The sequence below is a fragment of the Pseudomonas frigoris genome (genome assembly GCF_047758635.1).
GTDB classification, from domain to species: Bacteria; Pseudomonadota; Gammaproteobacteria; order Pseudomonadales; family Pseudomonadaceae; genus Aquipseudomonas; species Aquipseudomonas frigoris.
This window is the reverse complement of record NZ_CP180479.1, coordinates 6,554,642-6,567,051: the sequence shown is the minus strand read 5'-3', so window position 1 is coordinate 6,567,051 and position 12,410 is coordinate 6,554,642. Positions and strand designations below refer to the sequence as shown.

The 12,410-nt window shown below is 59.1% G+C and carries 12 protein-coding genes and 1 riboswitch; of the genes, 5 read left to right on the top strand and 7 right to left on the bottom strand.

Features of this window, described 5'->3' with window-relative positions:
* Positions 1-28: 28 nt before the first annotated feature.
* The 3 genes from ACMXYH_RS30305 to ahcY form a co-directional block, all read right to left on the bottom strand.
* Positions 29-844 (bottom strand): substrate-binding periplasmic protein, encoded by an 816-nt coding sequence (locus ACMXYH_RS30305; RefSeq protein WP_415765813.1) that lies wholly within the window; start codon positions 842-844, stop codon positions 29-31.
* 196 nt (positions 845-1,040) lie between these two features.
* Positions 1,041-1,886, bottom strand: a complete 846-nt coding sequence (gene metF / locus ACMXYH_RS30300) for a methylenetetrahydrofolate reductase [NAD(P)H] (protein WP_046045259.1) — start codon at positions 1,884-1,886, stop codon at positions 1,041-1,043.
* 160 nt (positions 1,887-2,046) lie between these two features.
* Entirely contained in the window at positions 2,047-3,456 is a 1,410-nt protein-coding gene (ahcY, locus tag ACMXYH_RS30295; protein ID WP_415765812.1) for an adenosylhomocysteinase, read from the bottom strand.
* Positions 3,457-3,479: 23 nt separating this feature from the next.
* Positions 3,480-3,582: riboswitch (S-adenosyl-L-homocysteine riboswitch) on the bottom strand.
* A 198-nt stretch (positions 3,583-3,780) separates the two neighbouring features.
* On the opposite strand from ahcY, the gene ACMXYH_RS30290 reads away from it, so the two are divergent.
* The gene (locus ACMXYH_RS30290) at positions 3,781-4,185 is read left to right on the top strand and encodes an acyl-CoA thioesterase (protein ID WP_415765811.1); all 405 of its coding nucleotides are present in this window, start codon (positions 3,781-3,783) and stop codon (positions 4,183-4,185) included.
* A gap of 203 nt (positions 4,186-4,388) precedes the next feature.
* Positions 4,389-5,276 (top strand): formate/nitrite transporter family protein, encoded by an 888-nt coding sequence (locus tag ACMXYH_RS30285; RefSeq protein ID WP_129440413.1) that lies wholly within the window; start codon positions 4,389-4,391, stop codon positions 5,274-5,276.
* Between the two features lie 259 nt (positions 5,277-5,535).
* On the opposite strand, the gene ACMXYH_RS30280 is transcribed toward ACMXYH_RS30285, so the two are convergent.
* Positions 5,536-6,705 carry an MFS transporter gene (locus ACMXYH_RS30280; RefSeq protein WP_415765810.1) on the bottom strand — a complete coding sequence of 390 codons (1,170 nt, stop codon included), beginning with the start codon at positions 6,703-6,705 and terminating at the stop codon, positions 5,536-5,538.
* Positions 6,706-7,001: 296 nt separating this feature from the next.
* Between ACMXYH_RS30280 and ACMXYH_RS30275 the strand changes: the two genes are divergently transcribed.
* Both ACMXYH_RS30275 and ACMXYH_RS30270 read left to right on the top strand, forming a co-directional pair.
* Positions 7,002-7,835, top strand: coding sequence for an EamA family transporter (locus ACMXYH_RS30275; RefSeq protein WP_415765809.1), 834 nt, complete (start codon positions 7,002-7,004; stop codon positions 7,833-7,835).
* Between the two features lie 40 nt (positions 7,836-7,875).
* Positions 7,876-8,259: an MAPEG family protein gene (locus ACMXYH_RS30270; RefSeq protein ID WP_129440417.1), complete on the top strand. Its 384-nt coding sequence runs from the start codon at positions 7,876-7,878 to the stop codon at positions 8,257-8,259.
* Between the two features lie 80 nt (positions 8,260-8,339).
* On the opposite strand, the gene mltA is transcribed toward ACMXYH_RS30270, so the two are convergent.
* On the bottom strand, positions 8,340-9,512 hold the full coding sequence (gene mltA / locus ACMXYH_RS30265) for a murein transglycosylase A (protein ID WP_415765807.1): 1,173 nt from the start codon (positions 9,510-9,512) through the stop codon (positions 8,340-8,342).
* Between the two features lie 128 nt (positions 9,513-9,640).
* On the opposite strand from mltA, the gene ACMXYH_RS30260 reads away from it, so the two are divergent.
* On the top strand, positions 9,641-10,090 hold the full coding sequence (locus ACMXYH_RS30260) for a c-type cytochrome (RefSeq protein WP_283182000.1): 450 nt from the start codon (positions 9,641-9,643) through the stop codon (positions 10,088-10,090).
* A 15-nt stretch (positions 10,091-10,105) separates the two neighbouring features.
* On the opposite strand, the gene ACMXYH_RS30255 is transcribed toward ACMXYH_RS30260, so the two are convergent.
* Entirely contained in the window at positions 10,106-10,501 is a 396-nt protein-coding gene (locus ACMXYH_RS30255; RefSeq protein WP_129440422.1) for a DUF1090 domain-containing protein, read from the bottom strand.
* A 99-nt stretch (positions 10,502-10,600) separates the two neighbouring features.
* Positions 10,601-12,274, bottom strand: a complete 1,674-nt coding sequence (gene ligB / locus ACMXYH_RS30250; RefSeq protein ID WP_415765806.1) for an NAD-dependent DNA ligase LigB — start codon at positions 12,272-12,274, stop codon at positions 10,601-10,603.
* Positions 12,275-12,410 lie beyond the last annotated feature (136 nt).

The window sequence follows — 12,410 nt, the reverse complement described above, 5'->3', positions numbered from 1 at the left end:
GCGGGAAGGCCGGAGTATAACAGAGCAATCACTGCGCGCCGCTTTCCTGCTGCTCAACGGTTTTTCCGCTGGCGGCGGTGGCTCTGGTGGTTTTTACCTCGGCCGCCGGGTCGGCGCCATAACGGGCGCTCAGTTCAGCGTACGCGGGCTCGCGCTTGAAGCGTCTGAGTTCGGCGCCGAAGCGCTGCACCAACAAGTCCATGCCGGCGTTGCGGCGTACTGCCAGGAACTGGCTCTGGTGGCTGATGACGGTCGGGTTCTCGGTAATCTTGTCGCGGATGCCCAATTCGTCAAGCAGGTGCTGACCCACCCGGCGGTCGGTGATCAGCAGGTCGATCCGCCCGCGCACCAGTTTACCGAAGTTGGCTTCATGGGTCGGCGCCGGTTCACGGGTGAATAGCGTCGATTCGCGGAAGTCCAGGCTGTACAGATAGCCCGGAGAGGTGCCAATGGTCAGGCCTTTCAGATCATCCAGAGTGTGAAACGGATGCGGGCGCTCATTGGCGTAAAACATCACAAACTCGACTTCCGAGAGCGGTTCGCTCGGGTAGAGCAGGGCAGCGTCGCGTTCGGCGCTGTGAAAAATGTCCAGTGCGCCATCCGCCTGGCCTGTTTCGAGCATCGACAGGCAGCGTTTCCATGGCAGGAACTGCCACTCGACCTCGACCTCCAGGCGCTTGAAGACAATTGCCGTGGTTTCGTAGTCCAGTCCCAGGGATTTGCCGTCCTCCTCATACACGTAAGGCGCCCACGGCTCGGTGACAATGCGCAGCTTCTCGCCCCGAGCGGCGAAGCTCAGGCAAGTAAAAAGAAACACGGTCAGTAACTGCGCGATCAAAGGCATGGCTTGAGATTACGACGAGAAACCGGAAAGAGCCAGAAACGGGATCCAGAAGCTCTAACTCAGTGTGTGCTGCACAATAAAAGGGCGTTAAAAGCAAAAGATCGCAGCCTCGTTTCACTCGACAGCTCCTACAGGGGATTGCGTACCCTGTAGGAGCTGTCGAGTGAAACGAGGCTGCGATCTCTTGATCTTGCTTTTAGCGCGGCAGCTTCAGATTGTTCCACACCGCCAGGCTCGGTTCGGCCTGGTTCAGCGTGTAGAAGTGCAGCCCTGGAGCGCCACCTTGCAGCAGGCGTTCGCACATCTCGGTGATGACTTGCTCACCAAAGCCTTGAATGCTTTGGGTGTCGTCGCCGTAGGCTTCCAGTTGCTTGCGGATCCAGCGCGGGATTTCCGCACCGCAGGCATCGGAGAAGCGCGCCAGCTTGCTGTAGTTGGTGATCGGCATGATCCCCGGAACGATAGGGATATTCACGCCCATCGCCCGTACACGCTCGACGAAGTAGAAGTAGCTGTCGGCGTTGAAGAAGTACTGGGTGATCGCACTGTTGGCGCCAGCGTTGGCCTTGCGCACGAAGTTGGTCAGATCGTCTTCGAAATTGCGCGCTTGCGGGTGCATTTCCGGGTAGGCGGCGACTTCGATGTGGAAATGATCGCCGGTTTCTTCACGAATGAATTCAACCAGGTCATTGGCGTGGCGCATTTCACCACTGGCCATGCCCATGCCGGAAGGCAGGTCACCGCGCAGGGCGACGATACGGGTGATACCGGCTGCCTTGTATTGGGTCAGCAGGCCGCGCAAGTCGTCCTTGCTGTCGCCAACGCAGGACAAATGCGGTGCGGCAGGGACTTTGACTTCGCTTTCGAGCTGCAACACGGTGTTGAGGGTGCGATCACGGGTCGAACCACCAGCGCCGTAGGTGCAGGAGAAGAAGTCAGGATTGTAGGTCGCCAGATGACGGGCAGTAGCGATCAGTTTTTCATGCCCAGCATCGGTCTTCGTAGGGAAGAACTCGAAGCTGTAGCGACGTTCTTGGGACATGGTCATATCCTTGGAAGCACGTAAGCCGGAGGCTTGCACGTCCCAATGTGGGAGCGGGCTTGCTCGCGAAGGCGGTGGGTCAGACGACATTAATGTTGAATGATAAACCGCCTTCGCGAGCAAGCCCGCTCCCACAAGGGAGAGCAGGCAGCAGGTCGAATCAGTAGCGGTAAGCGTGCGGCTTGAACGGGCCTTCAACGGTCACGCCGATGTAGTCGGCCTGGGTCTTGGTCAGTTGAGTCACCACGCCGCCGAAACCGCGGACCATTTCCAGGGCCACTTCTTCGTCGAGTTTCTTCGGCAGTACTTCAACGGTCAGGCGCTCGGCTTTTTGGGCTGGCGACAGGTCGGCGTACTTCTGGCCGAACAGGAAGATCTGAGCCAGAACCTGGTTGGCGAACGAACCGTCCATGATGCGGCTTGGGTGGCCGGTTGCGTTACCCAGGTTAACCAGACGGCCTTCGGCCAGCAGAATCAGATAGTCGTCGTTCTGAGCGTCGAATGCGCCAGTGCCGGTACGGTGGATCTTGTGAACCTGTGGCTTCACTTCTTCCCATGCCCAGTTCTTGCGCATGAAAGCGGTGTCGATTTCGTTGTCGAAGTGACCGATGTTGCAGACAACGGCACGCTTCTTCAGGGCTTTGAGCATGTTTGCGTCGCAAACGTTGACGTTACCGGTGGTGGTCACGATCAGGTCGATCTTGCCCAGCAGCGCTTTGTCGATGCTTGCTTCGGTGCCGTTGTTGATACCGTCGATGAACGGCGAAACCAGCTCGTAACCGTCCATGCAGGCTTGCATGGCGCAGATCGGGTCAACTTCGGAGACTTTAACGATCATGCCTTCCTGACGCAGGGACTGGGCCGAACCCTTGCCCACGTCACCGTAACCGATGACCAGCGCTTGCTTGCCGGACAGCAGGTGGTCGGTACCGCGCTTGATCGCATCGTTCAGGCTGTGACGGCAGCCGTACTTGTTGTCGTTCTTGCTCTTGGTTACCGAGTCGTTGACGTTGATGGCCGGGATTTTCAGTTCGCCCTTGGCCAGCATGTCCAGCAGGCGGTGAACGCCCGTGGTGGTTTCTTCGGTAACGCCGTGGACGCGGTCCAGGATCGCCGGGTATTTCTTGTGCAGCAGCTCGGTCAGGTCGCCGCCGTCGTCGAGGATCATGTTGGCATCCCATGGCGCGCCATCTTTCAGGATGGTTTGCTCAAGGCACCACTCGTACTCTTCTTCAGTTTCGCCTTTCCAGGCGAAAACCGGGATACCGGCAGCGGCGATAGCGGCAGCGGCCTGGTCCTGAGTCGAGAAAATGTTGCAGGACGACCAACGCACTTCGGCACCCAGGGCAACCAGGGTTTCGATCAGCACGGCAGTCTGAATGGTCATGTGGATGCAACCGAGGATCTTCGCGCCTTTGAGCGGCTGCTCACCGGCGTACTTGCGGCGTAGACCCATCAGGGCTGGCATTTCGGATTCGGCGATGATGGTTTCGCGACGACCCCAGGCAGCCAGGGACATGTCGGCAACTTTGTAATCGTTAAAATCTGCAGGCGTGATAACAGCGCTCATGATGAGCCTCCATTCGTAATGTATGCGAATGGGCGCCGTTGTGCGTTTAGTGTCTGACCGATAACGGTCAAGCAACGCCCCATCCGAGCCTGACAGGTCGAACCTGCTGCAGCGCCCCTCGGACAGGTGGCGGGAAAACGGTATCAACCGAAGATGACCGTTTTGAAACGGTGGCGATTATAGCCGTGTGAGCGATACTTCCAAAGCGTTTCTGTTGGTCAATGTCTGAACGGTAATCGAGGCCATAGCCGATGCTTGATAGAGCTCTAGGTCGGGCTCTGCCATGATGGCCGGCATCAATCGGCAAGACGGTCAGGAGTGAATATGAATTTCCACACCCGCAAATGGGTAAAACCCGAAGACCTCAACCCCAACGGCACGCTGTTCGGCGGCAGCCTGTTGCGCTGGCTCGACGAAGAAGCGGCGATCTACGCCATCGTCCAGCTGGGCAATCAGCGTGTGGTGACCAAGTACATTTCCGAGATCAACTTCGTCAGCGCCTCGCGCCAGGGCGACATCATTGAACTGGGCATCACCGCCACCGAGTTCGGTCGCACCTCAATCACCTTGAAGTGCGAAGTGCGTAACAAGATCACCCGCAAAAGCATTCTGACGGTGGAGAAGATTGTTTTCGTCAATCTGGGTGAAGACGGTTTGCCCGCGACACACGGCCAAACCGAGATCAAGTACGTCAAAGACCAGTTCAAGGATGATATCGCCAGCGAGTGATATCGGCGGCGCGCCCTTCGCGAGCAAGCCCGCTCCCACATTGGATCTTCAGCGAACACGGTTTCTGTGAACGACTGAGATTAAGGGTGGGTGGGCTTGCTCGCGAAAGCGGTGTAACAGTCGATGATGTTTTAACGGGTCAGTGAACAGCTCCGAACCCCGCGTGTCGTACCTACATGACACACCACAGGTTCCGGAGCTTTATGGACGCGCAAAAAGACGGCAAGACCCCGAACCTCTCGCCTGAAGAACAGCACGACGTCGACAAGAGCCAGCCACCTCGGGCGGCGGTGTTGCACGAAATCATCCGCACCCAGGGCGATCAGGAACTCGAACGCAGCGTCGCCGCCTTGTGGTGGTCGGCGCTGGCCGCCGGCCTGACCATGGGCCTGTCGCTGATGGCCATGGGGCTGCTCAATTCCCGTCTGCCGGACGGCGAAGGCTTCAAGGTGATCGCCAGTTTCGGTTACTGCGCAGGCTTTCTCGCGGTGATCCTCGCCCGTCAGCAGTTGTTCACCGAAAACACCCTGACGGCTGTGCTGCCGATCATGACCAAACCCACACTGAACAATTTCGGTCGATTGCTACGCCTGTGGTCGGTGGTGCTGGTGGGCAACCTCTGCGGCACGTTGCTGGTGGCGTATGTGATGCTGAATCTGCCGATTTTCGACAGCAAGACCGACCTGGCCTTCCTTGATATCGGGCGCAAGATCATGGAGAACGACGCCAGCCAGATGTTTGCCAAAGGCATTGTGTCGGGCTGGATGATCGCCACCATGGTCTGGATGATTCCGTCCATGGAGAGCGCGAAGATGTGGATCATCATCCTCATCACCTACCTAATGGCGCTGGGGGATTTCACCCACATCGTGGTCGGTTCGGCCGAGGTCTCGTATCTGGTGTTTGCCGGCGAGTTGCCGTGGAAGGATTTCTGGCTGGTGTTCGCCGGGCCGACGCTGGCGGGGAACATCATCGGCGGCAGCTTCATCTTCGCGCTGATCAGCCATGCGCAGATTCGCAGCGAGAGCGGGCCGCCGAAGAAGTCTACGGATCAAGGCCCGGAGCCCGACCCGCAGAAGACCACAAAGTAATCAGTGATGCTCGGCCTGTGCCGCTGGCGCAGGCTCACCCTTGGTCACGTGCTTGACCAGTTTGCCGATGCTCAACAGCAAGTCACGTTCCGGACAGAAAAGAGGGGATTCAGGGAGTGGCTGCTACACCGTGTCAACTTCTTCGCGAGCAAGCCCGCTCCCACACTGAATCGTCAGTGAACACCGATTTGGTGTACGACGGAGATCAAATGTGGGAGCGGGCTTGCTCGCGAATGCAATGTCATGGGCGATGCAGCTATTAGCCGGACACATTGACCGCAGCAACACCGCGACGTTGCAGATAGATGTAGAAAAGCGCCGTCAGCACCGTTAATCCACTGACCAGCGCGCCGGTCCACGGCAAGTTCGCCAGATCCGCGCCACTGGCAACGACCAGCCCACCAATCCACGCACCGGCCGCGTTGCCGAGGTTGAACGCGCTCTGGTTCAGCGTTGAACCCAGATTCGGCGCTTCATGGGCCTGATCGATGATCAGCAATTGCAAAATCGGGCACAGGGCAAAGGCGAAGATGCCCCACAACACCAGCGTGATCGCCGCCGGAATCACCGAGTGACTGGTCTGCGTAAATGCCGCCAGCACGACCAAAACGGCGAGTGCCATACCCACCAGCGACGGCAGCAATCGACTGTCAGCCAGGCGACCGCCGAGCATGCTTCCCGCCGTCAGTCCGACACCGAATAGCAGCAGCATGATGGTCACGCCATGCGGGCTGACGCCGGTGATGTCTTGCAGGATGGGGGCAATGTAAGTGAAGACGCTGAACAGGCTGGTCGACGCCAGCACGCTCATGCCCAGCGCCAACAACACGTTGACCTTGCCCAGCACTTTGAACTCGCTGGCGAGGTTGGCTTTGTCCATGGCGATGTCCTTCGGCAACCAGACCCACTGCGCGATCGCGGCAATCACGCCGATTACCGACACCGCCCAGAACGTCGAGCGCCAGCCGGCGTATTGCCCGAGCGCGGTGCCCAAAGGCACGCCCAGCACGTTGGCCAGGGTCAGGCCGGTGAACATCATCGCAATCGCTTGGGCGCGTTTGTTAGGTGCCACCAAACCGGCGGCAACCACCGAACCGATGCCGAAGAACGCACCATGGCAGAGCGCGGTGACCACTCGTGCGGCCATCAGCGTGGCGTAGTTCGGCGCCAATGCGCAAAGAATGTTGCCGAGGATGAACATCAGGGTCATGCCCAGCAGCGTGGCTTTGCGCGGCATGTTGGCGGTGCCGACCGCGAGGATCGGCGCACCGAACACCACGCCCAGGGCGTAGCCGGTGATCAGCAGGCCCGCGTGGGGGATGCTCACGGCGAGGTCGCGGGCGACATCGGGCAGCAAGCCCATGATGACGAATTCAGTGGTGCCGATGCCGAACGCGGCAACAGCGAGGGCAAGCAAGGCGAGTGGCATGCGCAAGGTCTCTGTCGGTAGTCTTGACGCTCTGATCAGGCATACGCATGCCGACGCCCGTTCTCGACGAGAGCGGGCGGTGGCAAAAATTATTGGAATTAGTCTGTGCGCAACTGAGTGCGGCGTGGTCGCTTGCAGTATAAACAGCTGCTGACATATGGCGAATCAATTATCTACCCGGTCAATGTAGGAGCTGCCGAAGGCTGCGGTCTTTTGATGTTGATTTTTTAAGATCAAAAGATCGCAGCCTTCGGCAGCTCCTACAGGGGGGGCGGGCAAATAATAAGGAGTGTGCCGTGCTTGCAACAGCACTGGTGTTGGTAGCGGCGCTGTTGCACGCGGCGTGGAATACCCTGATCAAATTCAGTGCGGAACGGCTGCTGGTGGTGGCCTGCATGGACAGCGTTGCAATGCTGTTTGTCGCGCTGATGCTGCCGTTCGTGGCGTTGCCACCCCTGGACATCTGGCCGTGGATTCTGGCGTCGGCGGCGTTTGAATTGCTCTATCGCTATTTGCTGATCCAGGCGTACCGGGTCGACGACCTCGGGTTGGTCTACCCACTGATGCGTGGCTTGTCGCCGCTGGTGGTGCTGGCACTGACGCTGATTTTTGCCGGGGAAGTGCTGACGAACCAGCAGATCTTCGGGATTCTGCTGATCCCGTTCGGCATGCTGTGCCTGCTCTGGCAAGGCGGCGGCGGTGCGCGATTGCCGTGGTCGATGCTGCCGGTGGTGGCGTTGATCGGCCTGTGCATCGGCTGCTACACCTTTATCGATGGCCAGGCGTTGCGGCGCTGGTCGCATCCGCTGGATTACCTGGTGTGGGTCACGTTGCTCAGCGCCTGGCCGTTCCCGTTACTGGCGCTGGTGCGTAAGCGACCGGCCTTCATGTTGTTCTGGCGTGAACAGTGGCGACTGGGGTTGGCGGTCGGGTTTTGCGTGTTGTTCAGCTACGCTCTGGTGCTGTGGGCCATGCAGCTGGGCTCGATTGCCGAAGCGGCGGCATTGCGCGAAATCAGCGTAATCCTGGTGGTGCTGTTCGGCATGCGTTACCTGAAAGAACCTTTCGGCAGGCCGCGGCTCTTAGCTTGTGGGCTGGTGCTGATCGGCATGCTGGTGATGAAGTTTTGACTGGAGCTTGACTCTTGAAACTTAAAGAAGGGATTGCGTTATGACGGTTGCTCTGTGGTGCATTTTGATCGCGATTTTCCTGCCCTATATCTGCACGGGCATCGCCAGGGTCAGTGGCGGGTTCAGGCCGAAAGACAACCATGACCCCCGTGACTTTCTCGAGTCACTGAATGGTTTTGGCCGACGTGCGTATGCGGCGCATCTGAACAGTTTTGAAGTGACTCCCGCGTTCGCGGCGGCGGTGATCGTTGCCCACCTGGCCGGCAATGCCGAACTGGTGACGATCAATGTGCTGTCGGTGTTGTTCATCACCAGTCGGCTGCTGTACATCATTTGCTACTTGGCGGACTGGGCGATTTTGCGATCGCTGATGTGGTTGGTGGGGATGGGGTTGATCGTCAGTTTCTTTGTGGTTTCTGTTTAAGAGCAAGATCAAGAGATCGCAGGCTTCGCCAGCTCCTACGCTCATCCGCGATTTTGCGGCGAGCCTGCGATCTTTTGACTTTAAAGCTTGTCGGTCACCTGAGGCACTTGAGGCAGGGCTGCACCTTTAGGCCAGAGCATCCAGATTTGCCCCTGCTGTTTCATGTCTCCCGCCAATTGCCCGGCCGCCTCGCCCGTGCCCCAGAACAGGTCTGCACGGACTTCGCCGGCAATTGCGCCGCCGGTGTCCTGAGCGGCTACCGGGCGTACCAGTGCGGTACCGTCCGGTTTAGTGGTCGACAACCACAACAGACTGCCCAGCGGAATCACTTTGCGATCCACCGCCGCGCTATAGCCTGCGGTCAGCGGAACGTTCAGCGAGCCGCGAGGCCCTTCGTTGCTGTCCGGGTTGCGGGTGAAGAACACGTAGCTAGGGTTGCTGCCCAGCAGTTCCGGAATGCGCGTCGGATTGGCCTTGGCCCAATTGCTGATGGCGCCCATGGTCACTTCTTCTTTTTTCAGCTCGCCCTGGTCCACCAGCCAGCGGCCGATCGGTCGATACGGGTGACCGTTCTGATCGGCATACGCAATGCGCAACTGGCGGCCGTCATCGAGCTGGATACGACCTGAACCCTGGATTTGCAGGAATTGCAGGTTCATCGGGTCGGCCAGCCAGGCAACGACAGGCGCCTTGACCCCTTGGGTTTCAATGGTGGCCGCATCGTCGTAAGGCTTGAGTACGCGACCTTCGAGTCGTCCGCGCAGGCGTTTGCCTTTGAGTTCCGGATAAATGCTGTCCAGAGAGACGATGATCATGTCCTCAGGCACACCGTACACCGGGATGTTCGCCACTTCGGTCTGGGTCAGGCTGCCGGGGTAGACCGGCTCGTAATAGCCGGTGATCAAGCCGTTGGGATTGTCATTGGCGGCGCGCAGGCCGTAGACGTCGAGGTTCTGCTTGAGGAAGCCACGAATGTCGCTGGCGGATTGCGGCACGTTGGCGGCAGCCGCGCAGGTCGAGCCCCACACCGGGTCGGCTTTGAGTCGGGTGCAGGCGCTGCGCCACGAACCGAAGCCGGCGACCAGGTCGTTGTCGGACACCGTCGGAAGTGCTTCCCACGTGGCGCTGGAGTAGGTGGCCAGGGCGTGGGTTTTCGGTTGGTTGTTGTCGCCACCGGTGCAGCCCGCAAGCACGGCCACCATCGGAAGTGTCCAGGCGAGGTTGTGACGCCATGCCTTGAAACGGCTGTTCATGGAGTAATTCCTTTGTCGGTTGCCTGAGTGCTCCATGCGCTCAAACAACCCGTATTGATAATAGGGCTATTGGTCTTTGCCGATGACGCGAGGATACTGGCCGCCGTTTCCCGTGACCTGAAGCCACCATGACTCTTAAAAGACTTTCTGTTGTATTGCTGGCCTGCCTGACGTTGTCTGCCTGCGGTGGTGTCGATCCCAACTCGCCGCTGGGCCAGCGCAAGGCGATCTTCAAGCAAATGCTCAAGACCGGCGAAGACCTGGGCGGCATGTTGCGTGGTCGCATCCCGTTTGACGGTCCGAAATTCGCTGACGGTGCCGTGAAGCTCGATGCGTTGTCCCGTGAACCCTGGAAACATTTTCCGCAGGTGCGCGAAGAAGATCACACCAGTGCCAAGAGCGATGTATGGCAGAAACAGGAACACTTCCAGGACATGGCCCGCACCCTTGAAGTCGCCACCGGTGAATTGGTGATTGCCAGCAAGGTCCAGCCTTACAAGGCCAGTAACCTGGGGCCGGCCGTGCAGAAGGTCGAAGATGCCTGCAGTGCCTGCCATAAAGAGTTTCGGGATCATTGAGTCCTGAGCTGATCCTTACTTATCCAGCTCATCGAGTGCGTCCTGCAGTTCCTTGCGGGACTCGGCGAGTTTGTCTTTGTGCTTGTTGATTTTCTCGGCGTCGCCTTTCTTCATGGCCTTGTCGAGGTCAGCCTGACGCTGGCTGACTTCGTGCTTGGCGTCGAGCACCTTGTTTTCCCGTTCTTTCTTCAGGGAAGCATCTGTGCATTGAGCAGTGACTTCACTCAGGGCCGTTTCAAGGCCTGCCTGCTGATCGGCGTTGCCGTGGGACTTGGCCAGTTCAATCTGGTTGATGATGCCCTGCTTCTTTGCGGCGCAGCCGGTCAGGCCCGGAGCTTCTTCGGCGGCCATTAGTGGAGCGGCCAGCACGCTGCAAAGGGTCAACAGGGCGAGCGGTGAAAGAAGTTTCATAAAGGCTCCATGTGAAAAAGCGATCGGGTCGATGTGGCGATGGGGAGTTTGAGCCCAGCGGCACCATTGGGTTCCCGGGTTGGCGGACATCGCCGGCCGTTAAAAACCGTCAATCCCCGCAATACGTAATGTTTCACTCAAGGCCAGGACCTGCGGGTCGCGGAAAAATGCGCTCAATTGCGCTGCGCGTCCCGGGCCGATGCCGGCTTCTGCCTGCCATTGTTCGGTGTTTCGTTGTGCCAGTTCCTGCCATGAATCGGCAAGCCGCGCCTGGCCTGTCGGCGGTAAACCCAGGGCTTTGAGCCAGCGAGTGAAAGGGCGTTGCCGGGCACTGTTGAAACTGTTCAAAAGACGAGCGCTGCTGCGTTCGCCGAAGCCGTCAATGTTAGCAAGCTCTTGAGCATCGAGGGTCAACCAATCCAGCAGGCCTTTCAGGCGGCCTGTTTCTAAAAGTTTCTCCCAAGTGCCAGGACCGACATGCGGCAACGCCAGTCCCTGCTTGCCGCTGAGCCAGGTCAGTCGGGCGAGGAATTGGCTTTCGCACCCCGGTGTCGGCTGCCAGCAACTCAAATGATGAAAGTCCTCCGCGAGCGGTACGCTCAATTCAGCGCGTTGGGTGCTGCGCAGCATGACACCGTCTAACCTTGGAATGGTCAGGCCTGCCAGGCTGATGGACACCTGATCGCCGGGGCGGATGTCCAGTTCTTCCCAGCGTCGCAGGGAGCTGACGCTCACGCGCTTGATTTGTCGGTCATCGAGTTTCACAGGTGTCAGTTCAAGTACCGGGGTGATCCGCCCGGTTCGCCCAATCTTGAAGTTGACCTTGCGCACTTCGGTCAGCGCTTGAGCAAACGGATACTTCCAGGCAACGCTCCAGTGGGGAGGCCGGGCCTGTCGGCGCTCCGCCGGTGGACGTTGGCTCTGACGCAAAACGATGCCATCGCTGGCGAAAGGCAAGGGCGCGCGATACCAGTGATCGCGCCAGCGTTCAGCGTCGGCAAATGCCTTGATCGGCTGGCTGTACGGTGCGGTGCTCGGGAAACCCAGTTCGTCCAGGGCCGCCACGCGAGCGGGCAAAGTAGCCGGGCCCTGAGGCCAGTCCCAGACAAACAACCCTATACCACCGGCCTGATCGGCGTTCAGCTCTTTGCGTGCCATTAATCCGGCCACCGTGGCGCGGGCATTGAGGCTGCCAGCCCGGGCTTGTATGTGGTCAGTCAGGCGCCAGTAGAGTTCGCCTTGCACCAGCAGCTCCAGCGGTTGTGGCAGCGCTTGAGGAATGGCGGCGATCTGGCGCGCCGAGGTGGTCCAGTCCTGGCCGTTGACACCGTCACCGCGACTGATCGCCTGATGCAGCAAGCCATTGCGATAGATCAGCGTCACCGCTACACCGTCGACCTTGGGTTGTACCCAGATATCGTTTCGATCGCGCAGCCAGTCCTCTACCGCGCGACCATCACGGAGTTTTTCCAGGCCAGTGTGGGCGATGGGGTGGGGGATCGTGCCGCCGGCGGTGCGCAAAGGTTCGGGCGCCAAACCCAGGTCAAAACATTTCCGCCATTCGATCAGTCTCGCACGGGATTGATCATAGATTTCGTCGGGGACCAGTGAGCGTCCGTTGCGGTGATAGTGGTCGTCCCAGAGGTCGATTTGTTTCTGCAGTGACGTGATTTCGTCCAGGGCGCGTGCGGGTGGCCAGTCGGGGCACTCGCCAGCGTTTGAACTCAGGCAAAGAAAGGTCAGGAAAAAACAGAAAAACAGGCGCAGAAGCATTGTGAGCGTCCTTGCTCAGGGAGAATGCTTTCAAGGCTAGTCAGCTTTCGGGCGTCGGTAGCGAGGATGTTTTTCGGTGTGTTTCGAGAGACAGGAAGATCAAGAGATCGCAGCCTCGTTTCACTCGACAGCTCCT

Coding starts and splice junctions, on each gene's coding strand:
- ACMXYH_RS30305 (WP_415765813.1), bottom strand. CDS start 844: ATGCCTTTGATCGCGCAGTTACTGACCGTGTTTCTTTTTACTTGCCTG.
- metF (WP_046045259.1), bottom strand. CDS start 1,886: ATGTCCCAAGAACGTCGCTACAGCTTCGAGTTCTTCCCTACGAAGACC.
- ahcY (WP_415765812.1), bottom strand. CDS start 3,456: ATGAGCGCTGTTATCACGCCTGCAGATTTTAACGATTACAAAGTTGCC.
- ACMXYH_RS30290 (WP_415765811.1), top strand. CDS start 3,781: ATGAATTTCCACACCCGCAAATGGGTAAAACCCGAAGACCTCAACCCC.
- ACMXYH_RS30285 (WP_129440413.1), top strand. CDS start 4,389: ATGGACGCGCAAAAAGACGGCAAGACCCCGAACCTCTCGCCTGAAGAA.
- ACMXYH_RS30280 (WP_415765810.1), bottom strand. CDS start 6,705: ATGCCACTCGCCTTGCTTGCCCTCGCTGTTGCCGCGTTCGGCATCGGC.
- ACMXYH_RS30270 (WP_129440417.1), top strand. CDS start 7,876: ATGACGGTTGCTCTGTGGTGCATTTTGATCGCGATTTTCCTGCCCTAT.
- mltA (WP_415765807.1), bottom strand. CDS start 9,512: ATGAACAGCCGTTTCAAGGCATGGCGTCACAACCTCGCCTGGACACTT.
- ACMXYH_RS30260 (WP_283182000.1), top strand. CDS start 9,641: ATGACTCTTAAAAGACTTTCTGTTGTATTGCTGGCCTGCCTGACGTTG.
- ACMXYH_RS30255 (WP_129440422.1), bottom strand. CDS start 10,501: ATGAAACTTCTTTCACCGCTCGCCCTGTTGACCCTTTGCAGCGTGCTG.
- ligB (WP_415765806.1), bottom strand. CDS start 12,274: ATGCTTCTGCGCCTGTTTTTCTGTTTTTTCCTGACCTTTCTTTGCCTG.